Source organism: Salinibacter sp. 10B, from assembly GCF_002954405.1.
Lineage (GTDB): Bacteria > Bacteroidota > Rhodothermia > Rhodothermales > Salinibacteraceae > Salinibacter.
The window spans coordinates 60,985-87,398 of sequence record NZ_MQWC01000004.1 but is presented as its reverse complement, the minus strand read 5'-3'; the positions used below and the strand labels follow the sequence as shown (position 1 = coordinate 87,398).

Sequence of the window (26,414 nt, the reverse complement as noted above, 5' to 3'; positions counted from 1 at the left end):
CCCCTCCCTGGACACCTTTCCTCTGTTTTGTTCGATTGCCGCACCATGATGCTTTCCACTCCCCTACGCTCGTTCCTTCTCCTCCTACTTACCGTCGGCCTCACGACCGCCGCCGCGGCCCAGGATCGGCAACGCACCAACGCGTCAAATGACTGGCTCATTCAGGACGCGACGATCCTCACCGTCACCAACGGCACCATTGAAAACGGTGACATCTTGGTGCGCGACGGCGATATCGCACAGGTGGGAACGGACCTCTCCGCTCCCAACGGGGTGGAGACCTACGATGCCAGCGGAGAGTACGTGATGCCCGGCATCATTGACGCCCACCAGCACTTTGCTCTTAGCAACATCAACGAGGCGACGAATCAGGTTACCGCAGAGGTGGGCGTCGGCGACGTGCTCGACCCATTCGACATCGGCCTCTACCGCGGGCTGGCCGGGGGCGTCACGGCCGCCCATGTGATGCATGGCTCGGCCAACCCGATTGGGGGGCGCAATGAGACCATTAAGCTTCACTACGGCGCCACCGATCCGGCAGCGTTCAAGATGGAGGACGCTCCCCGTACCGTGAAGTTTGCTCTCGGAGAAAACCCAACCGGCCTGTACGGCCAGCGCGACCAGGTGCCCCAAACCCGAATGGGCGTGGAGCAGGTTATCCGAAATGCACTCACGGAGGCTCGTCGCTACCACGAGGCCAAGCAGGCCTACCAGAACGGCGACCGTGATCGCCCACCCGAACACAGCGAGCGCCTAGAGGTGCTTGCCGGGGTTCTGCAGGGCGACGTGATCCCACACGTCCACTCCTACCGAGCGGACGAAATTGTGATGCTCATGAACGTGCTCGAAGATTTTGGCGTGGACGACGTGGTCTTTCAACACGTGAATGAAGGGTTCAAAGTGGCGCCCGAGCTGGCCGCTTTTGGTGATGATGGCGCCAGCGCCTCCGTGTTCTCGGACTGGTGGGCCTACAAGTTTGAAGTTTACTACTCCACCGCCTACAACGCCGCGGTGCTAGAAAAGAACGACGTCAACACCTCCATCAACTCCGACATTCCGGGCGAACAGCGCGACCTCTACCTGCAGGCCGCCAAGTCCCAGCGGTACGGCGACCTCTCCGACCAACAGGCACTCTCGCTCATAACGATCAATCCGGCCCGGCAGCTCGGCATTGCCGACCGGGTGGGTTCGATCGAAGAGGGCAAAGACGCCGACCTTGCCATCTTCAGCAAGCATCCCCTCTCCGTCTACACCCAGCCGCAACGCACCTACGTGGACGGCATTGTACGCTTTGACCACGAAGACGACCCCGACGACATGCGCTTGCGCGTGGATCCGGAAGGAACGGTCGATCTGGCCCGCGACGGCGACTACTCGGGCGTGCAGCACAGCTGTCTCAAGGGGGCCGCCTTTCTCCACGCCACCAGTGAAAAGCTGCGCTTCCGAAACGCAGATCAGTGGGAATAGCGGCGTTTATGTATTTCGTACTGCGTGATTTCCCCCCGGGCGCAGTCGACACGCAGTACGCCCCCCGACAAATGCGACCTCCACTGCGCACGAATTATCGTTGACCCAACGCTTCTGCTCTACATGCTCCTCCCCGACTCCTTGCCCTCCCCGCAACGGTCTTTCCTCACGATCCTCGTTTTCGGGATCTGCGCCGTTCTGCTCGCGGCAAGCCCCGCACAGGCCCAGAAGGATCCGGGCTTTCAGGGACCGTTTGCCCTTACGAATGCCCAAATCCTGACGACTCCGTCCGATACAATTGCAAACGGGACCGTCGTCATCCGCGACGACTCGATTGCCGCCGTGGGTGCAAACGTATCGGTGCCCGGCAATGCCCGCACGATCGACTGTGAGGGCCTTACGATCTATCCCGGCCTCATCGACGGCGGGACGAAGCTGGGACTGCAGGAAGTGGGCTCCCTCCCGGAAACAATCGACCACAACGAAATCGGGGAACTGACGGCCAACATGGAAGCCATCACCGCCGTCAACCCCAATTCGGTGTCCATTCCCGTCACGCGGGTGCACGGGATCACGACTGTCCTGACCGAGCCCTCGAACGGCATGCTGCCGGGCGAAGCGGCCCTCATCGGCCTTCATGGCTACACGCAGGATCAGATGCACCTGGGCGACGTGGAGCTGACAAAGCTCGACTTCCCCTCTACGGGCCGACAGGGCCCGTCGGACGATCGCTCCCCTGAGACGATCCAGAAGGAGACCGAGAAGGCCGTGCAGACCCTGAATGACGTGTGGGACAAGGCCGAGCTCTATGCCGAAATTGATTCGGCCGTGGCCGAACGGCCCGAGGAGCGACGCCAGCCGAAGTTCGTGCCCGCAATGGACGCGCTCATTCCCGTCATTCGCGGCGAGCAACAGCTGCTTATCTCCGCCAATACGGCCTCCGACATCTCGGCGGCACTCGACTGGGCTGAGGAGCGCAACGTGCTCGATCAAGTCGTCTTAAGCGGTGTCACGGAGGGATGGCGGGTCGCGGATGAGATTGCCGAAGCAGACGTGCCCGTCATTGTGGGGCCCGTGATGCAGCCCCCCAGTCGCGAGAGTGACCGCTACGATAAGGTGTACCGTAATCCCGGCCTGCTCCATGAGGCGGGCGTGACGGTCGCCCTTCGAACCAATAGCGCCGAGAATGTGCGCAACCTTCCGTTTCACGCCGGCTTCTCCGCAGCATACGGGCTCGGCAAAACGGACGCCCTTCGGGCCGTCACCATGGCCCCTGCTCAGATCTTTGGCGTCGCGGATCAGGTGGGCTCCATCGAGGTGGGCAAGCGCGCCAACCTTTTCGTGACCGACGGGGATCCCTTTCAGCCGGACACGGACGTGGAGCACCTCTTCATCGACGGCTACAAGCTGCCGCTGGAAAGCCGACACTCAAAGCTCTACGACGAATTCCTGAACCGCAATCCGGGACTGGAGAAATAGGTGTGCGTGAATGAGGGGGGACGTGTGAATGTGGGGACGTCCCTCTCTCCTTCCTCCCCCTATCCTTCCATGCCTACACACGCTGAAAGAGAGCGCCTTCGATCGTGAGGCCGGGGCCAAACGCCATCGCAAGGCCGTGCGCGGGCGGGGCCCCGTCGCCCTCTGCCTGCCGGTCGAGAATGCGCTTGAGAACGAAAAGAATCGTCGGAGAGCTCATGTTGCCGTACTGCCGAAGAATGGCTAAGCTATCGGCTACGTCGGCATCGCTGAGGCCGAGTGTGTCCTGCGCCCCTTCTACAATCCGGCGGCCCCCTGGATGGATGGCCCAGAAGTCCAGGTCGTCCGGCCCCACATCGTGCGGCGAAAGCAGATTGTCGACGTAGCCGGGCAGATTTTCACCGACCACGTCCGGCACGCGCGAGGAAAGCCCCATCTTGAAGCCCGTGTCGCCGATGGCCCAGGTCATGTCCTCCATCGAGTCGTCGTCGAGGTGGCAGCGGCCATCGATGTATGCGAGGCGGCCGTTGGCCTCCTCCTCTGATCGTGAGCTAAACACTGCTGCAGCCGCCCCATCGGAAAAGAGGGAATTGACAATAACGCTCTCCAGCGACTCCTCAATCTGAAAGTGGAGGGTGCAGAGCTCCGTGCATACCACGAGCACGCGTGCGTCGGACTGACTTTGGCAGAACCCGTGGGCCACGCGCATCGCATTGAACGCCGCGTAGCATCCCATAAACCCAATGAACGTCCGCTGGGTGGTCGGAGGTAGGCCCAACCGCTTCACCAACTCGACGTCGAGCCCCGGCGCAAAAAATCCGGTGCAGCTCACGGCAATGACGTGTGTGACGTCTTTGGCCTCGACCCCCGCTTGCTCCAGTGCCCGCCCCCCCACGTCTTCGGCCAGCGGCACGGCGGACGCCCGGTAGTGCTCGTTGCGCTCTTCTGTCGTGGGGGCGGGCTCCAGGGTCCACGTCTTTGGAAAGAAGGTAAACTCGTCGGCGCTGTCTTTGCCGTAGTCGTCTACACACGTGTAGCGGCTGTCGATGGACGAGCCCCGGTAGAGCGCCGGCAAACGACTCTGCAGGGCGTCGGGCAGCGTTTCAATGCTCGACATGAACTCGGCGGCCTCCTCCTGTGTGCGTCGTAGTGGAGGATTCCCGGTGGCAATGGCGTCGAGGACAGTGTACGTCATGGGCGGAATGGGAATGGCGTAAAAGAGGGGCGGATCGTACTAATGGCACGGAAGGACGTTGCAGACCTTCTCTTCCCCGAACGTAACGGCTTTCCAATGTCGGAACCGTCTGAGGCGCGTTTGCCCCACATCAAGAGAATGTGTCCCCACTCCATTCGCTAGAAGTGACTCTCATTCGTCGCGCCTCGCATCTCTGCGGTACGAGGCAAGGGAGAGGAATCTTCCAATCTGCCTAGATTGAAGAGTAGCCGAAAGGAATACCAGCTAGACAGACTCACTATGCATTTTACGAGTGGCTCCATTTCTGAGTGAGTTGCTTTTTTCCATCGGGGGGAACTCCCGCATCGGGAAGGGGGTGGATTGGAAGCAAACGGAGGAGATATCATCGTGCGAACGCGCTCGAGAGATGTACATCGATCTTCGGTAAGCGGTATCAGATACAGGCACCTGCTTACCATCCAAAAAGACAGGCGACGTGCTGTCCGCTGATGTGCTCCTGCCTAGTCTCGCATGAATACATCTCCCTCTGCCGTCGACCGAGCACAGGCGGTATGCGAACAGCAAAACGCACCTGACGCTGGGCGTCGTTTCTCAAATGCGCGACGCGGAAGCGGTACACGGTCCCCAACCGCGCGGGAGCAGATCGAAACGACCGCTCCCTGTAGCTGCTCCGTTCGTTCCTTCGCTACGAGAAGCTACGGCTGCCCCTCCCCTGGATGAGTGGTTACCTGCTGCTCGGCTTTGCCCAGGCCCTCAATTCCAAGCGAAACGACATCGCCCGCCGCCAAAAACTCGGGGGGGTCTTCCCCCAATCCCACTCCAGCCGGCGTCCCGGTAGAAATCACGTCGCCTGGCCGAAGCGTCATAAACTGACTGAGATAGCTTACCAGGATTGGGATGCCAAAGATAAGCTGGCGGGTGGAACTGGACTGCTTCCGCTCGCCATTCACATCCAGCCACATGTCGAGCGCCCCCACGTCGTCCACCTCATCCGGCGTTGCCAACACCGGTCCCAACGGAGCAAATGTATCGCAACTCTTTCCCTTTACCCACTGTCCACCGCGCTCCAACTGATACGACCGCTCCGAATAGTCATTGTGAAGTGTGTATCCCGCCACGTATTCCAATGCCTCCTCTTGCTGAACGTACGAAGCTTCCCGACCGATCACGACCGCCAGCTCCACCTCCCAGTCCGTCTTCGTGCTGTTCTTCGGAAGCACTAGATTATCGTTCGGACCACAAACAGCACTTGGGGCCTTGAAGAAGATCACAGGTTCGTCCGGCACTTCCATGTCCGACTCTGCAGCGTGGTCGGAGTAGTTAAGACCGATACAGACAATCTTGCTTGGACGAGCAATGGGTGGACCGAGACGCACCGTATCCGGCACCACCGGCGCCTCTTCTCCCCTGCGTTTTGTCCATTCTCGAAGCTTCTTCAACCCGCCTGCCTCAAAAAACACCGTGTCGTAATCGCCAAATTCCGACGAAGTATCGATGCGCGTTCCATCCTCACGAAGCACTCCCGGAGTCTCGTGCCCGGGATCCCCAAACCGAATCAATTTCATTATCGTTAAAAAAGGTTAGTCCTTGAGTGACATAAACCCACCATCAATGGGCATACTGCTTCCAGTAATAAACCCGGCATCGTCGGAAGAAAGATATAGACAAAGTTTTGCCACCTCTTCCGGTTCACCCATTCGTCCGATGGGCTGGGTTTGCGACAGTTCTTCAAACATTTCTTCCTCCTCTCCCGGATAATTTTCGCTAAGGAACCCATCCACAAACGGTGTGTGAATGCGCGCAGGCGAAACGGCGTTGCACCGGATGCCGTCCTCCACATAATCGCGCGCAACCGAGTACGTCATCGTGAGTACCGCCCCCTTACTCATCGAGTAGGCAAACCGGTCGGGGATCCCCACGTGAGAGGCCACCGATGCGATATTGACGATTGCCCCCCCGCCATCGCCCTTCATGACCTCCACTCCAGCTTTCAAACAGTTGTAAACGCCTTTGACGTTGACCTCGTAGACTCGGTCCAACTCTTCCTCTGTCGTCTCCTCAACAGTTCCAATATGGGCGATCCCTGCATTATTGATCAGTACATCGAGCCCCCCGTATGTGTCAACCACGTCGTCTACGGTTTCGTGCACTTCCTCCGAATCACTTACGTCGCATTCGAAGAAAGTAACGCTTCCATCGTTTTGCCGGATCTCTTGAACTGTTTCGGTAGCGGACTCGACATCGATATCCAAAAGAGCAACCTGCGCATTCTCCTCCGCAAAAAGCATCGAGATCGCCTTTCCAATCCCCGATGCGCCGCCGGTAACAATTACTGTTTTTTCTTCAAATTTGCCCATAAATAAGGTAACTATTCATTATATATCGATGCACATTTTTTCCTCCCTACTCTGCCGTAAACCCACCATCGACGGGAAGCGCTACCCCGGTGATGAAACGAGCCTCCTCGGACACGAGCCACAGGGCGGCGTCGGCACACTCTTCGGGCGTTCCGAGCCGTCCAATGGGCTGGGCTTGCCGGAATTCCTGCCAGGCATCTTGCGGATTGGGAAGATCTTCGATGTACCGATTTAGCATCGGGGTGTCGATAATTCCCGGACAGAGCGCATTCACTCGAATGCCGCGATCCGCATAATCGAGTGCGAGGGCCTTCGCTAACATAACGACTGCTCCCTTCGACGCGCAGTACACCGGCGAGTCCTCTTGTGCCACGAGCCCGGTCTTGCTGGCCGTGAAAAGAATCGAGCTATCGCCCTCTTGCTCTAACATGTGGGGCACGGCAGCACGGGCCGCATACATTCCTCCCTTCACGTTCACGTCGAGTAGAGAATCCATGTCCTCGTCGGTGGTCTCCGTGATCTCGGCGGCAAGCGTGACGCCAGCGTTGCAGAAGAGAATGTCGAGCCCCCCAAACGTATCCAGACATTCCTCCACCATGCGCGTATTGTCATCCGGATCGCGCACGTCGATCTCTATGAACTGTGCTTCTCCACCGGCTGCCCCGATCTCATCCACCACAGCCTGCCCTTCCTCCACCTGGAGGTCCGCGATGAGCACCTCAGCTCCCTCCTCCGCAAACCGGAGGGCGCAGGCCCGGCCGATGCCCGTGCTGGCACCGGTAATGATAGCAGTCTTGTCGGCTAATCGCATAACGGGATGTCGTATCGTTTAAAGATTGCAGTCCGGACGCCGGCGTATGCCTCAACGCAGGTAGATTCGCTCCGCATTTTTCCGAAAAAGCGCCGTCCGTTCCGCCACGGACCATTCCTGCACTGCCCGACGCAGCACGTCCAGCCACGTCGAATAGTCTGCCGCCAGCCGCACGACGGGCCAATCGCCCCCGAAGAGAATCCGATCGATCCCAAAACACGTGACGGCATGCTCCAGATACGGCACGACATCGTCGTACGTCCAGCTGTCAAGGTTCGCTTCCGTGAGCACGCCCGAAAGCTTACAGACGACATTCTCTCGGTCAGATAATTTCTCCAAGGCGTCGGTCCAGCCTGTCCACTCGCCGTCGCGAATCTGTGGTTTCCCAAGATGATCGACCACAAACTGGACATTGGGACACCGATCGACGAGTTCGGTGGCCGCCTCCAGCTGATGGGACTGAATCGTGAGGTCGAAGGAGAAGTCGTAGTCACGGAGCAACTGCACGCCTTCGACGAAGCCTGCGGACGTAAGAAACTCGGGCGCCTCGTCTTGTACAATCCGTCGGACGCCCGTCACGAGCGGCTGGTCCGAAAGCCAGCTCAGGTGGGCCTGGACGTCGGTCCCTTTCTCCAATGATGCGTGCGCAACGATGCCCTGGAGCCAGGCCTCATCGTCGCGGAGCGATTGGACCCAGTCGACCTCCCGCCGGCTCACCGCGTCGCTAAAGGACTCGGTACACTCGACGAAGATCATGCCCTCTATCTCCGTATCTGCCGTGGCCGCCCGATACTCGTCCACGCCGTACGGCCGGTGAAGGGCCGGAATGGACTCAAGCCAACCATACCCCAAATGGTTGGGATTCCACAGGTGGACGTGAGCATCGATGAGAGGCGGAATGGACATCATTCAGGAACATTCAGATCGGAAATCTGCCGATGGGGAAAACCACTACTCCGCAAAGAAGATCGAATCCATCCGTCCAGACGCGGACCCATTATGGCCGGCCGCGTGGGACACAAGACGCGGCTTCAGGGTCTGGCGAAGCTGTTCCATCGGCGCGGTGGATCGGAGCCGAGCCCGATCCGTCTGGAAGTCATCTCCAGCGTACTCAAGGTACGTGTAACGGCGCGTATCCCTGCCGTACACCGTGTAGTTTTGGAAGTTGGTTTCCGCCATCGCTTTCACAAATGCCTCTCCCAGCTCCCTGTACGCGGCCTGGATTTGGGGAGTCGTTCCGTCCCGAAACGTACTGACAAATGCCATTCGCTGCGCCTGTTCAGTCGGGACAATCTTCGGTCCACCATGGTAGAATTCTTCCATGCGAAGCCACCATGCCCCCTCCTCCCGTTCCGGCAACGGCTCTTGCATCGGATCGGTCAGCGTCCACCAGTCCTGCACAGTATCGTCGTCGGCCATCGCGTCCATGTCGCTCTCAAAGTTCTCTCCCACATACTCGTAGTACGAGAACAGGCGGTCACCCTTCAGGAAGATCGAGTAGTTCCGAAGGCCGGCATCATGCATTCGTTCGATCAGCCCAGGAAACGGATGCGCATGGAGCGCAATGTACCGCTCCCGGTACTCGGGCTTGAGCCGAATAAGATGACCGTACCGCCGTCGATCGTCCGTAAGAGAGGATTCCTTGGTACTGGAACGCGAGCTCATGATTGAGTAGACACTAATCACAGATGGTAGATTTCGACACGGGGTACTGTCCTCAGGTCGCTTTTCTCGATTCCCCTCCCAAAGACAGGCGCTGAACGAGCCTTCCTTCACCCGGCCGCCCAGACCGGTCCGTCCGGATACGAAAATCGTCGACGACTCTCGGGCGCGATTTCGATGCTGTAGCCCGCCTGCGTGGGCGGCATGTATCGCCCATTCCGGATGGTCACCGGATCGACGAAATGTTCGTGCAGGTGATCAACATACTCAATGACCCGCCCCTCAAGCGAGGCGCTGACACAGAGGTAGTCGAAGATCGCTAGATGCTGAACGTACTCGCACAGCCCTACGCCCCCTGCGTGCGGACAGACCGGGACCTCATACTTGGCCGCTAGTAGCAGCACGGCCAGCGCCTCATTCACGCCGCCCAGTCGGCAGGCGTCAATCTGGCAAATGTCCATAGCGCCCGCTTGAAGGAACTGCTTAAACAGAACCCGATTCTGACACTGTTCACCTGTCGCCACCCCGATCGGGGCAATCCCTTCAGCAATTGCAGCGTGCCCCAGCACGTCGTCCGGACTCGTCGGCTCTTCGATCCACCATGGATCAAATGCCGCCAGCGACTCCATCTTTTCGATGGCTTCCCCCACGTCCCACCGCTGATTGGCATCCATCATCAAATGGCGATCCGGCCCAATCTCCTCCCGCACGACGGCGGCCCGACGGCGATCATCCGCAAGGTCGTTTCCCACCTTCAGCTTAAAATGGTCCCATCCTGCATCCACTCCAGCTCGGCAGCGACGACGAATCTCCTCATCGGAGTGCCCCAGCCAGCCCGCTGAGGTGGTATAGGCCGGATACCCCTCAGCCCGCAGCTTGGCCTCTCGTTCCTCCTTCGTATCCGATTTTTTCTCCAGCATCGCCGTCGCCTCGTCGGGAGAAAGAACATCGGAGAGGTATCGAAAGTCGATGCATGACACCAACTCCTCCGGCGACATGTCGGCCAGCAACTTCCAGAGGGGCTTCCCCTCCACTTTCGCGTACAGATCCCATACGGCATTCACGAGTGCCGCCGTCGCAAGATGAATGACGCCCTTTTCCGGCCCGAGCCAGCGCAACTGGCCATCGCTCGTGATCGTTCGCCAGAAGCCGGCCATGTCACCCGTGATGTCCCCAAGCGGCCGGCCCACTACATGCGGGGCAAGTGCCTCGATGGCGGCGACGCAGACGTCGGTTCCTCGTCCAATGGTGAAGGTCAATCCGTGTCCCTCCTTCCCCTGATCGGTGTGGAGAATAACGTATGCCGCCGAATAGTCGGGATCAGGGTGCATTGCATCCGACCCGTCCCGCGTCCGCGACGTCGGGAACCGAAGGTCGAGCACCTCAAAATCAGTGATGGTGAGTGACATGGTTGCTCTGCATGACATGATGAATATGCACAACTCGGGTCCCAATCGTCGCTAAGCGGAGGACTCTCTCCCCTCTGCAGAGGAAAACCAGTCGTTCCAAAACGCCAGTCCGTACAGCGCCGTCACGACGAAGCAAAACAGCGGCACCACGAACGCAAGGTGAATGCTGCCGGTGGCGTCGGAAATCAGTCCCTGTATGGCGGGAAATGCAGCGCCCCCCGCGATGGCCATAATGAGACCGGACCCACCGATCTTCGCGTCCTCGCCGAGCCCACGCACCGACAGGCCAAAAATGGTCGGAAACATGAGCGACATACACCCCGAGATCCCCACCAAGGCAATCACGCCCACATACCCACTGCCCCCAATGACCATTGCCGTAAGTCCCACGGCTAGACCTGAGAGCCAGAGGAGCAGCGTGCTCGATTTCACGTAGCTCATCAGCCAGGTGGAAAGAAACCGTGATCCGGTAAAGAGAACCAGTGCGCCGATGTAGTACGTCGACGCCTCCGCCTCTGTATTGCCGAGCTCCGCCATCACGTAGCGGATTGTGAATGACCACACCCCGATCTGCGCGCCGATGTAGAAGAACTGCGCCACCACTCCCCCAAGGTAATGCGGCTTCTGAAACAACCGGCCAAGAGTTGACCACAAACGAAACTCCTGATCCGACGCCGACTCATCGGGCATGTCCGTAACGGCAATCAGTCCGCAGAGCACCACCAGGATCAGGGCCACGCCCACGTACGGCCCCATCACCGCCGTCAACTCCGCAGACTGAATTTGGCGCAACTGCTCAGCGCCCATCTGCGCCCGCTCCTGCGCCCCGGCTCGGTTTAGATCCGACAAAATAAACTGCTGGCTGAGAAAGACGCCCGTAATGGACCCGAGTGGATTGAACGACTGGGCGAGGTTCAGCCGCTGTGTGCCGGTCGCTTCCGGCCCGAGCGACACGATGAACGGATTGGCACTGGTTTCCAGAATTGACAGCCCACTCGCCAGCACGTACAGGGCCACCAGGAAATGAAAGTAGTTCATCGTGAGACTCGCGGGGTAAAACAGTAACGCCCCAACACTGAACAGTGCGAGTCCCAGCATGACCCCAGCCTTGTAGGTGTACTTTCGGACAAACAGGGCCGCGGGGAGTGCGAGACACCCATAGGCGCCGTAAAAGGCCATCTGCACCCACGACGTACGGAAGTCTGACATGCTCAGGATCCGCTTGAAGGCGGCCAGCAGCGTGTCCGTCATGTTGTTGGCCAGCCCCCAAAACGCGAAGCAGCTCGTCAGCAGCACGAACGGCCACAGCAAATGACGCGGCACGACCGCCGGCTCGTCGGATGGCTCCGTCTCGGCAACAGAATCGCTCATCGTGAGTCAGCGTGCCTGCGAATATGAGCTCGATGAAACTGATGTGTTGTCCGCGATGCGACCGTGAACCGCAAACGATCGACGCCCCCCAGCAGTGAACGCCCCGCCAAGGGTCTTCGGGGAATTCGTATCGGGAGGCTTAGACAAGAAGCTGCACCGGATGTACGACCGAGCGATCGAGCACTGCCTCTAACTGCTCTCGGCACGAGATCCCGCTCGCTACAACCGTCGCCTCTTCCCCTGCCAGCGACACCACCTCGTCTCGAAGCGCCTCCCCCACCCGCATACTCAACTCGTAGTAGTCGGACTTGTAGCCAAACGAACCGGCCATGCCGCAGCACTCGGCAGAGGTCGTCGCCACATTGTATCCGAAATGCTCCAGTACCTCCACTGTCGACGACTGGAGGCCGTACGTGCGCTGTTGGCAGTGACTGTGATATATGAGCTTGCGCCCCCCGCCCGTCCGCAATTTTCCGGAATCCCCTTCGGTCCACTGGTTCTGAAGGACCGACATCACGTCCAGGGACGCATCGGCGAGCCGATCAGCCTCTGCCGTCGGAAGGAGCTTCTGATACTCGCCCTGCACCATTGCCAGATCGGTCGGCTCCACGAACACCACCCTGCGCCCCGCCTCCAGATGGGGGGCCAACGCTGCTGAAACCGCTTCCGCTCGTGCCGTTGCGGTAGAAATCATGCCCTGTGACAACGCTGGACGTCCCACGTCTCCGACATCGGCAAGCCCAACACCACATCCCACTGCCTCCAGGGCCCGGATGGCCGCTTGTCCGCGCTCGGGCCACACATAGTTCGTGTACGTGTCCGGAACGAAAATCACGTCCGGATCCTCCACGGACGGCCTCGGGCGATCCTGAAACCAGGACCGGAGCGTTGTGGACTGAAGCCTCGGCAAATCTCGCCGTGGATCGATTCCCACCGCGCGCTCAAGGAGCCATCGAACGGGTCTTCGGCGCGCGAGCCAGCGGGCAATCGGAGCGATCCGTGCGCCCCACCGCGCCAGCGTGTCGACGTGTGCGATGACTTTCCGCGCGAGGGACACGCCGTCCGGCTCCGCATCCGGCCAGAGGCCATCCACGAGGCCCTCGATTGCGTTCGGGGCCTCTTCTCGATTGATGCGATCCCGTATTACGACATTGATCCACGGAATGTCAATATTCACCGGGCAGGCGTTCATGCAGCGTGTGCAGCCGGTGCACAGGTCGTTGAACGAGGCAGCGGACTCTAGGCCGTGGACGCCTGCTTCCCACCCCGTTGCGATGCCCCCGGAGTAGGTCTCGCCCCCAAACGCATGGCCGCCCACCTGTTGGAAATTGACGCAGGAGTTGGCGCAGGCCCCACAGCGGATGCAGTAGAGGGTCTCGCGGAGCTGCGGATCCTCCCGCATATCCGTCCGCCCGTTGTCGAGAAGAACGAGATGAAATTCCCGCTCACCTCCCTCCATCGGCTCGTCCGGACGATCAAAATTGGGCACCGGCGACGGCACTGGCGGCGTAAGAAGAGAGAAATACGACGTGAGGTCCTGTCCGGTCCCAGATCGCCCGATGAGTTCTGCAAACGGTTGTAGGTCCTCCACCCTCGGAATGATCTTCTCGATCCCCGCCACCGCAATATGTGTAGACGGTACCAGCGCTGTCTTGCGAGCATTTCCTTCGCTGGTCACGAGGGCAATCGTTCCGGTGTCTGCCGTAATGAAGTTTGCCCCCGTCATTCCCACGTCTGCCTCCTGGATGCAACGCCCCAGTTGCTTGCGGGCGAAGCGGGTCAGCTCCTTCGCGGTCTCCAGCGGCGGATCCGGGTCAAAGTGCTGATTGAAAAGGTCCGCTATGGCCGCGCGCGACTTGTGGATGGCGGGGGCCACGATGTGGGACGGGGCTTCTTCAGCTACTTGCAAAACCCACTCTCCCAGGTCCGTCTCGATCACCTCGACGCCCCGCCTCTCAAGGAATTCGTTGATCCCAATCTCCTCGCTCGTCATCGACTTGCTCTTCACGAGCCGGTCGGCCTCCCCCACTACGTCGGCAATGTACCGATTTGCATCGACGGCGTCTTCGGCCAGATACACCGATCCGCCACGTTCCTCGATCTGTCTGCGGACCTCCTCGATGAGCTGGGGGAGGCGCTCGATGGCGTCCTCCTTGATGTCCCGCGCCCACTGCTTGAGCTCTTCATAGTCGTCTAGTCCGTCCACCGAAGCATACCGACCGGCGTTAAAGGCCTGCGTGTTCTCCGCCACTGCCGCCCCCTCGGTCTCCATGAGACGCCGGATCTCCGTCGCTTTCGTTTGTCGCGAGACGTCAGGCATACGACAATACTGGACCAAAGCAAATAAAAGCGGTTCAAACGCCGGGGAGAAGGTATATCTCCCTCACCGATCCTCTATGAGTAGTACGTGCACCTCCATCGGACCGTGAGCCCCCTTCACTAGAGCTCCCATGTCCGCCGTAGCACTAGGTCCGGTGGCAAGAATAGTGGTCACAGCATCGTTCCGCAAGGTGGGCCCGAGGTGTTCGAACGCGGCCGCCATATCGGGCACAATATCAGAGGCCCGAAGGATGGCCACGTGACGGTCGGGAAAAAGGCTCGCGGCTTCCGTCGCATCCACGGCGCTTTGAATGAGGATGCTCCCGTAACTGGCAATGGCTAGGCGGGCGGCGGTGACGCCCGTTGCGGCGGCGTCTATATCGGCCGGAGAGGGCTTCAGATTTACGTCCGTCTCGTCCAGTGACAGATCCTCGAACGGCAGTGGCGCCCCAACACTTGAAGGGGAAAGCACCTCTTCGAGCACAGACGATAATTCATCTGCCGTGGAGCAGGTCCACCCGACCTCCAGTCGCCCCAGTGCATCGAGAAAGCGATCGATCTGCGACATGGGAGCAGTACAAACGTGATCCTGTGGGTCTAACGGAGGTCTCCTGTGCTTACCCGGGACGCGAAGGCTACTCGATTGGTGCCACAGCTTCCAGGCCCAGTTCGAGAGCCTGAAGTTGCAACCGCATCGCCACGTCCAGCGGCACCGGCCGGAGCTTGAACGGCGCAAGCAGGTCGTCTACCTCTTTTCCCTGCTCCAGACGTGCTTTCACCTCGGGCAACCGCTCCCGAAGCGCCAAGTATTGATCCGGGCGGCCGGGCGTCGGGTCCTCATTCTCCACCAGAAAGAGCGGAAGCTCCGTCACCATGGCCAGCGGATCCCCCCCGAGCGACATCACAAACTCCATTGAGCTGTCATGAAACTGCCGGGCAGTCGCCGGATCGTCCTGGGCCTGAAAATAGGTACGCATCGCATCGCCTCGGGGGGTAGTCTGGAATCCCGGCTCGATCCAGAAAAAGCCCTTCTCTCCCTTCCGGTTGTGGTCATGCATGCGGAGTCCCTCCGCTGCGGCCGCTTCTGTAAACGCATCTCGCAACTCCTGCGTGCGGAAGGTCCACGGTCGGTTAATGAGGAGCATTGCCCCCTCACTCGCCGACATGCCGTGCAGGCTCATGTGCATCGCAAACGGTCCATGATCCTGCAAAAAGCCCGACACATGCTCATTCTCGGGTCGCATGGCCGGGTATCCGTACTCCAGGTCCCGCCCCGGCTTCTCTCGCACCGCATGACGAAGGTACGCCTCCATATCCGGCCAGGCCTCAATCCACCGCCGGTTGCGGGCCTCTCCGTCCGGGTTCGTGTGGGGCACAATTACGAACGTGTAGCGGCGGAGCCAGGGCTCCATCTTGTTTCGATGCGACAGCGCATTGATCACCAAGGTGCGCAGCGTCTCTGGGCCCACAGGCTCGTCGGCGTGATTGCCGGCAATGAGACTGACGGTGCGATCCCCCGTTCCCAACCGTACGCCATAGAGCATCGCCCCCTCTTCACTAGGACCGATCTCTTCGAAACTGGCGATGTCGGGATGGTGTAGACAGGCGGTCTCCAGGTCCCGCCGGACGCCGCCGTGCGTCCGAAATCGGGGATGATCATCAACAAGACTGGTGAGAGAAAACGGCATAGCGCAATGAATCATGCAAGAAAGAAAATCGGCGTCTCCCTCTATTCTCCGACCGGCAAGTTGTTCGGAGCAAACTGTGTTCGGCTGGGAGCCTCGCTGCCCCCCCGACCTGCGGTGAATCCTATGAGCAAAGCGGCCGCCCTTTGTTATCGAAACTCAAAGTCCTCGAAATGAATCCGGGCACTGGGGACGCCTCGTTGCCGGAGCTGTCGACGGAGGTCCTGCGTAAGCCGCCTGGGACCACACATGAAAATGTCGGCATTCGTGACATCTCCCAGGTCGCGTGCCCGAAGGTGCCCGTCCTCGACTGAGCACACGAGAGCGACGTTGACGTTTGGACACGTCCGGCTAAGGGCCTCAAACTCTTCCCGGTACACCGCATCGCCGCGGTCGTGCACGCAGTAGTAAAAATCGACCATGGGCACGTCCCTCCCCTCGGGGGCCACGTTGCGCGCCCAACTCAGAAACGGCGCTACGCCCACCCCGCCCGCAATCCAAATCTGCCGCTCTCCGCCGTCGTGGTAATCGAACCGGCCGTACGGACCGTCGATCGTCGCCTCTAGCCCCGCCGACAACTGCTCGTACAGCCGAGTCGTGTAGTCTCCGAGGGCCTTCACCGTGATCCTGAGGATCTCCTCATCTGCGGGTCCACACAGCGTGTACGGATGTGATTCCTCGGTCAGGCCGCCCCCGTGGAACGTGACGAAGACGAACTGCCCCGGCACAAAATCGAGCGGAGCGTCAATCGGTGTAAGGCTCACGTCCAGCACATTTTCGTTCACCCGTTCCACTCTCGACACGGTGTATCGTGGCTTCGGCCAGAGCGGCAGGAGGATTATTTTGTAGACGGCCCCGGCCAGTCCCACACTTACCAGTCCGGTCATGTAGCCCCAAAGCCCCACGTGCTGTGCCACCGCCACCGGCATTCCGCGCGTAGGCTCAACCAGCCACATGTGGAGCGCTCCGCACAGCAGCACCGCCCCTAGCGCCTTGTGCGAGAGTTTCCACTTGTCGTAGGGCACCCAGGTCGTGAGCGTAATCATCACCAGCAGGACCATTCCCCACAACGCGTAGACCCCGAAATCAACCGCCCAGCGAGCGTGCCCCGGCAACAGGAATCCGACCGCTCGCCCCCAATCGGCAGGGACAAACCGCAGGGCTAGCCCAACCGGATGCACCAGCAGGAGCCCGACGGCGGTGAGACCGAGGCGATGGTGCACGCGGTACATTCCGTCGAGCCCGCCGAAATAGTCTTCCAACCATTGCAGTCGGGTGGACAAGATGAACGATACTGCTAGTGCGGCCATACCTACCAGCCCGGCCACTTGTCCGATTGATAGAACCCCCTGCGCAGTCCCCCACTGACGTCCAGTCACGATGTCCGGTCCCCCGATGCCCCAAAGGAGGGCTGGAGCGAGTACGAGCCCCCAGACGGCAACCTCTCCGATGCGGTTCTTCGCCACCATGATCTGCGTGAATGGGCAGTCGGGGAATAGCGGATTCCAAGGCTCTTCAGGTTGTCATACTACGCAAATCGTGCTCGCCTCTCAACATAGGATTCCCCCAGTGCATCCATGTCCCAAGGATGGCGGATGACTCAAGAGCTGGGTGTCCTCTGAGACGGATCATCAAGAATCTGTCGTTGGTGAAACCGAGCGAGGAAGGGGCGCACCAAAAAACAATCTTCAGTCAGGGCGTCTCCTTTCAGTCCCCCCCTCGGCGGAAACCAAAATAATGTCTTAACTTCTCACAGCGGCCTTCCTTTCAGTGACGGCCCTCTCGTCCTGCTCAGCCACCGAACTCGCTCGCCGCATCCGCTCTCATGACTGCTCAGTTGTGGAGGTGGTAGCGGCCCATCTCCATCGCATTGAGCGGTGGAACGCAGACGTGAACGCCGTCGTGACGCTTGACGTCGATCGAGCCCGACGCCGAGCCCGGGCCGCCGATCGAGCCCTGGCCGCAGGTCGGGTGTGGGGACCACTCCACGGCGTGCCTTTCACAGTGAAGGACCAGTTTGCAACGGCCGGACTACGGACAACCTACGGACTCCCCTCGTACAGCAATTATCGGCCGGACGCCGACGGCCCTCTCGTCAATCGCCTGCGCCAAGCGGGCGGCATTCTTCTGGGAAAGACCAATCTCCCACTTGCCGCCTACGACTGGCAAAGTCGGAACCCCCAGTTTGGACGCACCAATAATCCATGGGATCTGGCGCGCACCCCCGGTGGCAGTTCTGGAGGATCAGGGGCCGCACTGGCCGCGGGATTTGCGCCGCTGGAGTTGGGCGCAGACGTGGCCGGGTCCATCCGGGTGCCCAGCCACTTCTGCGGCGTGGTGGGACTTCGTCCGACCGAGGGGACACTGCCGCTCAACGGCCTCATGCCGCCGAACCAGCCCCGCACAGTGCAGCACGTCGTCGTTGCCGGCCCAATGGCTCGCACCGTCGAAGACCTTCAGTTGGCCTGGTCGGTCTTGCACTCCCCCCCGACAGCCGACCCGCCGTCGCTCGCATCTCTCCGGATTGCCGTCACTTCAGAACTGGGCGGGGTTCCGGTCGACACGGACACACAGCGGGTCCTGCGCGAGACCGTCAGAACACTCCGGGACGCCGGATGCACAGTGGAACGGCGGTCGTCTCCCGTAAATATCGACTCGGCCCTAGAAACGTGGGCGCACATTCAGGGCTTCGAGCTCAACGCCGGACTCCCCTTTCCGCTCCGGACCCCGCCGCTCCGAGACGTGCTCTGGCACGGGATCATCCGGTATAAATTTGGCTTTCTTGGGCGGCTGCTCGCCCAGGGCGCGCGTCTCTCCCCGCAGGGATACCTCACAGCGTTGGACCGAAAGAAGCAACTCACCGAAACCCTCGACACGTTTCTGTCCAGTTGGGACCTGTGGCTTACACCGGTCGCCTCCCGTCCCGCGTTCTCCCATCGTCAGACGGGACGTGCACTCTCCATCGAGGGCGTATCGGTCCCTTACGCCCTGCCGTTTGCGGCTTACAACTGCGCGACGGCCGTCACCGGCCACCCCATCCTCACGCTCCCTGCGGGCGACTCCAGCGACGGGCTGCCCATCGGCGTGCAAGTGCATGCCCGCTCTGGGGAAGACGCTGCCCTTCTAAGGGCCGGCCGGCAACTGGCGTCGGCGCTCGATCTCCAGCCCCGACGTGCGCCCCTGAAGAACTCCGTCGATTAGTCTTCTGTAGCGGTCGAATCGCCCGGAATGCCCTGGTTGGCCTTCTTCTTCAGTTCCTCGGCCGTCCACGGCTTCTTCCGCCCCTTGGTGGCCGCCCGCACCTTGGCCACTTCCTCCGCGGTGATGGCGGACGCGTCGTTGCCAAAGTTGGAGCGAATGTAGGTAGAGACAGCGGCAATGCCTTCATCTTCGAGAGCCCCCCCCCATGGGGGCATCACGCCGCTGTACGTCTGCCCCTTCACCTCAATCTGCCCCGAAATGCCGTGGAGCAGCATCCGGATAAGCCGTCCTTTATCCCCATTTACCCAGTCGGTGTCTCGGAGTGGCGGAAAGCTCCCGGGCACCCCGCGCCCCCCCATTTGGTGGCAGCTCATGCACCGCGTGTTATAAATCTGCTCACCCTCATCGGCAAGGTTCACCGAAAGACCGGCGGTCTGAACGGCAGTGGGCGACGACACGGCGGCCGGGGCCGTGCCCTCCTCGGCCTGCATGCCGAGAAAAACACCCAGGGCCAGAAGGGCCCCGCCAAACTGGACGTACCACGGAAAGGAGGACGAGCTCTGCGAATCGGACGTGAACATACTGCGGGTAGTGATCAAGGTCGTACTGTGAAAAGGACACGGAGGGGCGGATTACCGGTTGTCCCCTGTGGCCGACGCACCGGAAGCCGTCTCAGCCACCCGGGGATTTTCGCCCGCTTCCACGGTTAGCGTGGCCGGTGTGCTTTCCCGACCGGACGGATCAGTCACGACGAGGCGAACCGTATAGGTGCCCGGGGCCTCATACGTGTGTGTGGGACGCACCTTGGTGCTCGAAGTGCCATCCCCAAACGTCCAGTGGTAGTCGAGGGCTCCCGCGTCCGGATCGTGCGAGTCGGAGGCATCGAACTGGAAGGTATGCCCGTCCTCTCCCGGCACCGGCTGAGCAGAGGCACTGCTTACCGGATCAAGGCCGCGGTCCCAGCGGTAGCGCGTGAGCTTCGCATTGTCCCCCGCACTCCAAAAGCCGTCAAACTCCGCCAAGTAAAGCGCCCCATCCGGGCCCACCTCCATCGAAATCGGTGTGGTAGTGGTGAGCTGGTCGAAGGTCTTAATGTCAGTGTAGCGTTTGGCGGGCACCGTGTACTGGGTGGGCGTCCGCTTTACACTTTCAGACGTATCGCTTCGGAAGGTGCGGTCTTTCACGTCGACCCACTTGACCCAGCGCCGCGCCCAGTCGTACACGAACATTTTGTCCTGGAACGCCGCCGGGAAGCCCCCCTCACCGTCGTAGCGGTAAATGGGCCCCACCGTTGCGGAGCGGCCTCCGGTCTGGTACGTGTACTCCCAAAGGGGCGGTTCGTAGTTCGGAATGTCGTCCGGCCCCATCTGGTTGTAGAAGAGGCGTCCGATGGACCGTGGCCAGCCAAAGTTCGTCCCACCCTCCACCGTCCGGTTGTACTCGTCGTAGTCGTAGCCTGCGTCCGGGCCCACAACGCCCACGTGCAAAACCCCAGTTTCTTGATCGACCTTGAAGCGATAGGGATTGCGCAGACCGTAGGCGTAAATTTCCCACCGCACGCCCGGCTCGCCGTAGAAGGGATTATCCTTCGGAATGGTGCCGTCTTTGTTGATGCGGAGGATCTTGCCGCGAAGGTCCTGCAGGTTTTGCGCCGAGCGCTCCGAGTCTACGAGGCGCGACCAGTGGTAATCCTTCAGGTCATGCTTGTCCATGAAGGCCTGCAGCTCCTCATCGGTGAGCTCCCAGGACGGCCGGGTTTCGGACATGCCGGTATCGCCCGTAGACAGGTAGAGAGAGCCGTCCGGCCCCCACTCCAGATCGCCCGCCTGGTGGCAGCACTGCGGCTCCGTGGGCACCCGGAGCAGCACCTCTTCGCTCGACAGATCGATGCTCCCGTCTCGGTACCGGAAGCGGGAAAGCGTATTGATGATGGTCTCCGGCTCCGTGTAGTACAGATAGACGTAGCGCTCTCCATCATAGAAGCGCGGATCTACCTCGATGCCGAGCAACCCGTGCTCGATGTTCGTCGGATCCGTGGTTTCCAGGTTGTTGAGTAGTCGGGTCGTGTCTCGTGCCGAATCGTAGCGGTGAATTTTGCCCCGGAGCTCTGCAATCCAGACGTTGCCCCGATCGTCGACGGCAATATCGTCCGGCCACACGTCCTCCGAAAGCACTTCCTTCACGCGCCGCCCGGCAAAGCGGGCCTCCGTTTGTCCGGCCGCCATGCGCATGCCGTCCAGCAGGTGCTTCACGTAGAACGGCGTGCCCCACACGTCCGGAAAGTGCCCCAGCTTCGTCATAAAGACCTTCCCTCCCTTATAATTGCGCATCCAGGCAATCGGATAATCGTCGCGGGTGGGATCGGCGTGTCCCTGCTCTACGCCCACGCTTTCCATGTCGAGGGACGCAAGGACGCGCGAATTCCAGCGCGGGTTCTCATCCAGAACGTAAATCTCGTCTCGAAGCCAGAAGCTTTCGCCCATCATGCTCATGGCCGGGTTGTCCGGCTGCTCCACCTTTACCTTCACGGACTGCGTCCAGGGATGCTCGTCGAAGAGACCACCGCCCACCATTGTCCGGTACGCATCCCATTCGTAAAACGCATCGAGGGCGGCGTGCGCCCCTACGACTCCCTTTCCGTCGCGAATGAAGTCGAGAATGGCCTGCTGTTGCTCGGCCGTCACGACGTCCTGTGCCGCGTCGTCCTCCTGCCGTTCCTGGCCGCTCTGCCGCGCACCGCGCAGCGGGAGCTGCTGTCCCTGCTGATCCGTCATCGTGAGCGTTCCCTCCAACGAATCGGCGTCCACGTCCATCGTCCCGTCGATGCGCCCATACTGGTCGACTGTAAAGTGGAAGGTGAGCTCCGAGTCGGTTAGCGACACGTCCTGCAGTGACCCCGGACTGGGCTGGTTCTGAAATTGAATGCGCCCCGAGAGATTCTCCGGCGTCCCGTAGAGCATGAGCTCGCCCGAAAGGGCATCCTGCCCCATCTGCGCGGGCAGGTCGAGCGTGAGATCGTACCCCCGCCACATCTCCTGCTCCGCCCCCGACTCCTCTTCGCCCTCTTTGCTGGCGTGACTCCGAAGCGTGGAGTTGTTAAAGAAGAGCAGGTCGTAGTTGGAGAGGTTATCCTCATTCAAGGCCGAGAGGTCTTCCGTCACGTCGAAGGAAAACTCTGTGGTCGTCTCCAACTCCTCGACCAACGCTTTCGATCGTTCAATGGCGGGACCGTGCCGGTACCCATGGGTCGCGGTGACCATGAGCACCCGAATGGGATCCCGCTCTCCCTCGACTGCCGCCCACTCGGCCAGCGATTCCGGATACTCCTGTCCCGAAAGGGGTTTCACGCGCACGTCGCGAAACCAGACCGTGGATCCCGGATCGTGGTTCTGAAGGCCAATATAGCCTTCCCGCCCCCGCTCGCCGAAGAAGTCGTTTACCTTCTCCCCGTTCAGAAAGACTTCGTACCGCTGTCCCGTCACCTCGATGCGGTAGGTGTTCCACTCGCCGCTCGGCTTGGCCGCATTTCTGAAGGCCGCCGACTGGTCGTAGATGGCACCGGTTTGGTGAATGGGATCAGACGAGCTGTTGATCTGAATCTCGTAGCCGCTCTCCACAGCCCCCCAAGGGTCGGAGGGCTTCTCCGGAAAACGCAGAAAGATGCCGGAGTTGGCCGTGTCGCTGGAGGTCTTATAGTCCAGCTCCAAGACGTAGTCGCGAAACGACTGCTCCTCATAGTAGAGAAGCCCCATCCCTCCCTGACTCTTCATGGTGCCGTTGTCTTGGAGGGCGAACCCGCCTGGACCGACGTGTGTCCACTGGTCTAGACTGGTGCCGTCAAAAAGCGTAATCCATTGCTGTTCTGGAGTCTCCATCGCTGCCTCTTTTTGCCCAGAACACCCCAGAACAAGGAGTGGGAGCACGAGAAGGAGTGCCCAGGACGAATGAGGCAACCAGGTAAGACGAGTCGTATACATTACGGGTCGGATCAGAATCAGAGGATACAAATCGACGGGACGAAGTATGCCGGGATCTTATCGGCGTGCCAGATCAGCAGCCTGGGCTTGTTCGAGTGCGGCGCGCAGCCCGCCTTCTTGCGCCTTGGCCTCAACGGTACCGTTTCCATTCGCGTCAACCCCTTCTAGGCTCTTTTTGAGAAGCTGGGTCATGCCCGCAGCGTGATCTCGGGCCATCTCGACGTCTCCATCGTAGGCAGTCTTGAGGATGTTCTGGGCCTGAGCAAGCGCCTCAAAAAGCCAGCCGGTGTCGGCCGTAGACTTCCAGAACGACATGGGGGCGTCCCAGCGATACGTGAGATCGACACGGGGCTGGAGTTCCCCTTTCGTGATGCCGTTATCCATTCGCATCCAGCCAATGACGTTGCTGAGTGGAGCAACAATGGCATCATGCGAGTAGCGCGCGCCGGGGGTTTCGGGGTCGGCGCTGTCGGGCGCCACGGCAAACTGGGAACGCAGATGCCGCGCACGTCCCATGATGCCCAACTTCTTGGGGTCGTTGATCTCTGGGGCTTCTGCCCCCATGCGAGCAGCAAAGGCAGAATCGAAGGCCGCCTCTGTAGTCTGCCAGCGGACCTTCCACCCATGGTGTGCCACGCCCCCCTTCGCCTCTGTTGGCGCAATGCCGGAGGAGATGCCCCACACGGCTCGGAAAACCGAATCCGCCGCCGCCTTCACGTCCGCAACCGACTGCGCCTCCTCGGCTGTCTTACTGACCTGAAGGGCCGCCTCTGTCCGGTTCACAATGTCTCGCAACAGCGGCCCCACCTCGTCTCCGCTTGGGGTCTGTGCCTGCAGGGACGGTGGGACAAAAAGAAGGCCCAGTCCGGCCAAGACGAAAAGGAGAAAGGGAAGCGTGCGTCGGCGCATCATAGGAAAACTGGTTTCGGTGGGATAGAACCGAGATAGAGAAAGAATGAACGGGCAGATGGTTCGCCGAACGTGCACATTCATTCATAGAAGTTCAAAAAAGTTCATGGCAGATGATGTGATCTCTTCATTTGCCCCTAATTCGCTCCACGCCGCTCCTGAAAAATGGCTGCTTCTTCCTGAGCCCGAAATGACATCCGGTTGCTGTTCTGAATGCCCCCAGAGAGATACACCGCCTTCTGAGGACAGCGCCCAGTTCCCGCACGGCAGCGCAGGGACCACGATCTATCTCGAAAGCGTACTCGCCGGTCCACGATGTTTCCCCCTTCGTGGACCTCCTTCCCTAGAGCGTTGTGCCCTCACGACCCTCCTTTTTATGTCCCATTTTCGAGCGAGTTGCTCCCTCCTCAGCTTCTTCCTCTCTCTCCTCGTCCTTTTCTCGGCCTGTACCTCCTCGGAAAGCTCCCCACCCCCGACCGCCGGACAAAAAGAATGGACGCCCCTATTCAATGGAAAGAACCTGAACGGCTGGACTCCCAAGATCACGGGACAGACCGCTGGAATCAATAAAGGCAACACGTTCCGAGTCGAGGACGGGAAACTAACGGTGGGATATGACGCCTACGACCAGTTCGACGGGCAATTTGGGCACCTCGTCTCTGACACGACATTTTCGCATTACGTCGTGGCAGTAGAATATCGGTTTCTGGACGGACAGGCCCCCGGCGGCCCAGGGTGGGCAACCGAGAATAGTGGAGTGATGGTTCACTCTCAGTCTGCTGAGACGATGACACGACATCAAGACTTTCCGATCTCCATCGAGGTACAACTTCTCGGAAGTGCAGGACAATCCCAACGCTCCACCGCAAATCTGTGCACTCCGGGCACCCACGTTCTGATGAGCGACACCCTTACGACCACGCACTGCATCAACTCCGACTCCAAAACCTATCCAGGAAGCGAGTGGGTCCGGGTAGAAACCCTTGTGCTCGGCGACTCTCTTCTCCAACACCGTGTAAATGGAACACAGGTGCTGGAGTACACGAATCCGCAAATCGGCGGGGGAAGTGTCGCCCATCCTGACTCTTCGATCAAGCAAGACGGAACTCCCCTCACCTCTGGCCACATCGCCGTACAGAGCGAGAGCCATCCCGTTCAGTTTCGAACCGTAGAGGTACTCAATCTTCGCGGATGTATGGATCCCGAGGCCGCCAACTACAAATCGTATTACGTAGCCTCAGCCCCCGAGCGTTGCACGTACGAGTGATGCGTCAGAGCGTGATGCGTCAGAACGGTCCAGGGACCGCTGTCCTCTGGCCTTATCTCAATCTCAGTGGATAGTTACACTCACAACCGAGCGCCCTGAATCGATTTCGGGTGCCTACCTCAACCGGTTGAGGTCCCGCCTCGGAGCTGCAAGATGTACCCTCATCTTCAGTAAAGGGTGTTACTCATGAGGAGTCAAAGAAGCATTCCCCTTGCCCCATAGAGGGCCGCGCACATCGCGATTTTTCTACTCTTGAAAATCGTAGGTTTCCATGCTTGTGAGCTCCGGTCCACCCCCCTGATCTCCAGACCCAGCGGCAATGTAGAGCTGATCCTGAAACAGGAACATCTGCGTGCCGTGACGAGGCTGGTTGAGCATCCCAATTGAGCGCCACTCTCGGGTATCCACATTGAGCGCCTCCGTCTGTCCCCACGTCCGGCCAAAACCTTCTCCTCCAGTAATGATGATCTCATTTCCCCGTACCGCGGTGGTGCTACCGGCCCGCTCGGTAGGAATGGGCGCTTCTTCCCAGGTGCTCCATTCTTCCGTCTCGAAGTCGTAGACATCGACTGCGGCTACAGTGCTGTCGATGAAGCCCTGAACGCCACTGTCACGCCCCCCCACAGCAATGAGCTTATTGTCCGCGAGGGCCGCCTGAAAGTGGTCCCGAGCATGCGGGGCCGGCCGATCGCGAAGGGCCGTCCACTCTCCCGTCTCGGGATCAAACACGTCAAACCAGTCGACTGCGGTCGCGTGCGGGCCGTGTCCTCCTACGATGCCCCCCACCACGTAGATCTTGTCCTTCCGCACAACGACACCAGCCGATCCGCGACGTCGCCCAGGAGGAATCGACGCCCCTTTCCGCCATTGGTCCTCGTCGGTATAGTAAATGTACACGTGGGAAAGCCCGTTCTCACGAGGATAGTCGTCGGTCCACGCTCCCAGCACGTAGATGTCTCCGTCATAGGATACGGCCTGGAAGTGATGCATCTGAAAGGGCGGGGATGCCCCCTCCGACCACTGCCGCGTCTCTGGGTCGTAGATGTTGACGGGCCGTTCGCCCCGTCCTCCGAGAAGGTAAAACTGCCCCTCCACCTCGACGAACGCATTCTCGTGACGAGCCGTCGGCTCGTTTTTAGTCTCGACTGTGGTCCAGTTCCCCCCGTCCCTCTGCCGGACGTTTTCCCCCTCAGGTCCCCTTCCTTCACTCCCAACGAGGAGACCGACACAAAGTAGAAGGCCGACGGCTCCGCCTCCCATCACACGAGTGACGCCATAAGAAAATGGGCGTGGCATGAGATATCAGCG

At 60.2% G+C, this 26,414-nt stretch carries 20 protein-coding genes; 4 read left to right on the top strand and 16 right to left on the bottom strand.

The window, feature by feature from the left end:
* Window positions 1-45: 45 nt before the first annotated feature.
* Together BSZ35_RS00640 and BSZ35_RS00635 are read left to right on the top strand one after the other, a co-directional pair.
* Window positions 46-1,467, top strand: coding sequence for an amidohydrolase family protein (locus BSZ35_RS00640; protein WP_105010636.1), 1,422 nt, complete (start codon window positions 46-48; stop codon window positions 1,465-1,467).
* Window positions 1,468-1,590: 123 nt separating this feature from the next.
* Window positions 1,591-2,946 (top strand): amidohydrolase family protein, encoded by a 1,356-nt coding sequence (locus BSZ35_RS00635; protein WP_105010635.1) that lies wholly within the window; start codon window positions 1,591-1,593, stop codon window positions 2,944-2,946.
* 73 nt (window positions 2,947-3,019) lie between these two features.
* Here BSZ35_RS00635 and BSZ35_RS00630 read toward each other — a convergent pair whose 3' ends face one another.
* From BSZ35_RS00630 to BSZ35_RS00575, 12 genes are all read right to left on the bottom strand, one after another.
* Window positions 3,020-4,138 (bottom strand): type III polyketide synthase, encoded by a 1,119-nt coding sequence (locus BSZ35_RS00630; RefSeq protein WP_105010634.1) that lies wholly within the window; start codon window positions 4,136-4,138, stop codon window positions 3,020-3,022.
* Window positions 4,139-4,833: 695 nt separating this feature from the next.
* On the bottom strand, window positions 4,834-5,703 hold the full coding sequence (locus BSZ35_RS00625; RefSeq protein WP_105010633.1) for a fumarylacetoacetate hydrolase family protein: 870 nt from the start codon (window positions 5,701-5,703) through the stop codon (window positions 4,834-4,836).
* A gap of 15 nt (window positions 5,704-5,718) precedes the next feature.
* Complete coding sequence (locus BSZ35_RS00620; RefSeq protein WP_105010632.1) at window positions 5,719-6,495, bottom strand: SDR family oxidoreductase; 777 nt, start codon at window positions 6,493-6,495, stop codon at window positions 5,719-5,721.
* Window positions 6,496-6,541: 46 nt separating this feature from the next.
* On the bottom strand, window positions 6,542-7,306 hold the full coding sequence (locus BSZ35_RS00615) for an SDR family oxidoreductase (protein WP_105010631.1): 765 nt from the start codon (window positions 7,304-7,306) through the stop codon (window positions 6,542-6,544).
* Window positions 7,307-7,357: 51 nt separating this feature from the next.
* Window positions 7,358-8,212 (bottom strand): amidohydrolase family protein, encoded by an 855-nt coding sequence (locus BSZ35_RS00610; RefSeq protein WP_219846561.1) that lies wholly within the window; start codon window positions 8,210-8,212, stop codon window positions 7,358-7,360.
* Window positions 8,213-8,257: 45 nt separating this feature from the next.
* Window positions 8,258-8,971 carry an L-rhamnose mutarotase gene (locus BSZ35_RS00605; protein ID WP_105010629.1) on the bottom strand — a complete coding sequence of 238 codons (714 nt, stop codon included), beginning with the start codon at window positions 8,969-8,971 and terminating at the stop codon, window positions 8,258-8,260.
* 107 nt (window positions 8,972-9,078) lie between these two features.
* A complete protein-coding gene (locus tag BSZ35_RS00600) occupies window positions 9,079-10,377 on the bottom strand; it encodes an L-fuconate dehydratase (RefSeq protein ID WP_105010628.1) in 1,299 nt (432 codons plus the stop codon).
* Between the two features lie 51 nt (window positions 10,378-10,428).
* Window positions 10,429-11,748, bottom strand: coding sequence for an L-fucose:H+ symporter permease (fucP, locus tag BSZ35_RS00595; protein WP_105010627.1), 1,320 nt, complete (start codon window positions 11,746-11,748; stop codon window positions 10,429-10,431).
* A gap of 139 nt (window positions 11,749-11,887) precedes the next feature.
* A complete protein-coding gene (locus BSZ35_RS00590; RefSeq protein WP_105010626.1) occupies window positions 11,888-14,068 on the bottom strand; it encodes an LUD domain-containing protein in 2,181 nt (726 codons plus the stop codon).
* 63 nt (window positions 14,069-14,131) lie between these two features.
* Window positions 14,132-14,635: an LUD domain-containing protein gene (locus BSZ35_RS00585; protein WP_105010625.1), complete on the bottom strand. Its 504-nt coding sequence runs from the start codon at window positions 14,633-14,635 to the stop codon at window positions 14,132-14,134.
* Between the two features lie 67 nt (window positions 14,636-14,702).
* Window positions 14,703-15,755, bottom strand: coding sequence for a M14 family zinc carboxypeptidase (locus BSZ35_RS00580; protein ID WP_105010624.1), 1,053 nt, complete (start codon window positions 15,753-15,755; stop codon window positions 14,703-14,705).
* A gap of 146 nt (window positions 15,756-15,901) precedes the next feature.
* A complete protein-coding gene (locus tag BSZ35_RS00575; RefSeq protein WP_105010623.1) occupies window positions 15,902-17,221 on the bottom strand; it encodes a ferric reductase-like transmembrane domain-containing protein in 1,320 nt (439 codons plus the stop codon).
* Window positions 17,222-17,522: 301 nt separating this feature from the next.
* Here BSZ35_RS00575 and BSZ35_RS00570 point away from each other — a divergent pair, with 301 nt between their 5' ends.
* A complete protein-coding gene (locus BSZ35_RS00570; protein ID WP_105010622.1) occupies window positions 17,523-18,953 on the top strand; it encodes an amidase in 1,431 nt (476 codons plus the stop codon).
* Here BSZ35_RS00570 and BSZ35_RS00565 read toward each other — a convergent pair.
* The 3 genes from BSZ35_RS00565 to BSZ35_RS00555 all read right to left on the bottom strand — a co-directional run bounded on the left by BSZ35_RS00565 (window position 18,950) and on the right by BSZ35_RS00555 (window position 23,842).
* Entirely contained in the window at window positions 18,950-19,534 is a 585-nt protein-coding gene (locus BSZ35_RS00565; RefSeq protein WP_105010621.1) for a cytochrome c, read from the bottom strand. The two genes, BSZ35_RS00570 and BSZ35_RS00565, sit on opposite strands and share 4 nt — an antisense overlap.
* Window positions 19,535-19,585: 51 nt before the next feature.
* Window positions 19,586-22,828 (bottom strand): family 16 glycoside hydrolase, encoded by a 3,243-nt coding sequence (locus BSZ35_RS00560; protein WP_219846559.1) that lies wholly within the window; start codon window positions 22,826-22,828, stop codon window positions 19,586-19,588.
* Between the two features lie 159 nt (window positions 22,829-22,987).
* Window positions 22,988-23,842, bottom strand: coding sequence for a hypothetical protein (locus tag BSZ35_RS00555; protein ID WP_146109961.1), 855 nt, complete (start codon window positions 23,840-23,842; stop codon window positions 22,988-22,990).
* 373 nt (window positions 23,843-24,215) lie between these two features.
* On the opposite strand from BSZ35_RS00555, the gene BSZ35_RS00550 reads away from it, so the two are divergent.
* Window positions 24,216-25,106 (top strand): DUF1080 domain-containing protein, encoded by an 891-nt coding sequence (locus tag BSZ35_RS00550; protein ID WP_105010618.1) that lies wholly within the window; start codon window positions 24,216-24,218, stop codon window positions 25,104-25,106.
* A gap of 246 nt (window positions 25,107-25,352) precedes the next feature.
* On the opposite strand, the gene BSZ35_RS00545 is transcribed toward BSZ35_RS00550, so the two are convergent.
* Window positions 25,353-26,402 (bottom strand): kelch repeat-containing protein, encoded by a 1,050-nt coding sequence (locus BSZ35_RS00545; RefSeq protein ID WP_105010617.1) that lies wholly within the window; start codon window positions 26,400-26,402, stop codon window positions 25,353-25,355.
* Window positions 26,403-26,414: the final 12 nt, after the last annotated feature.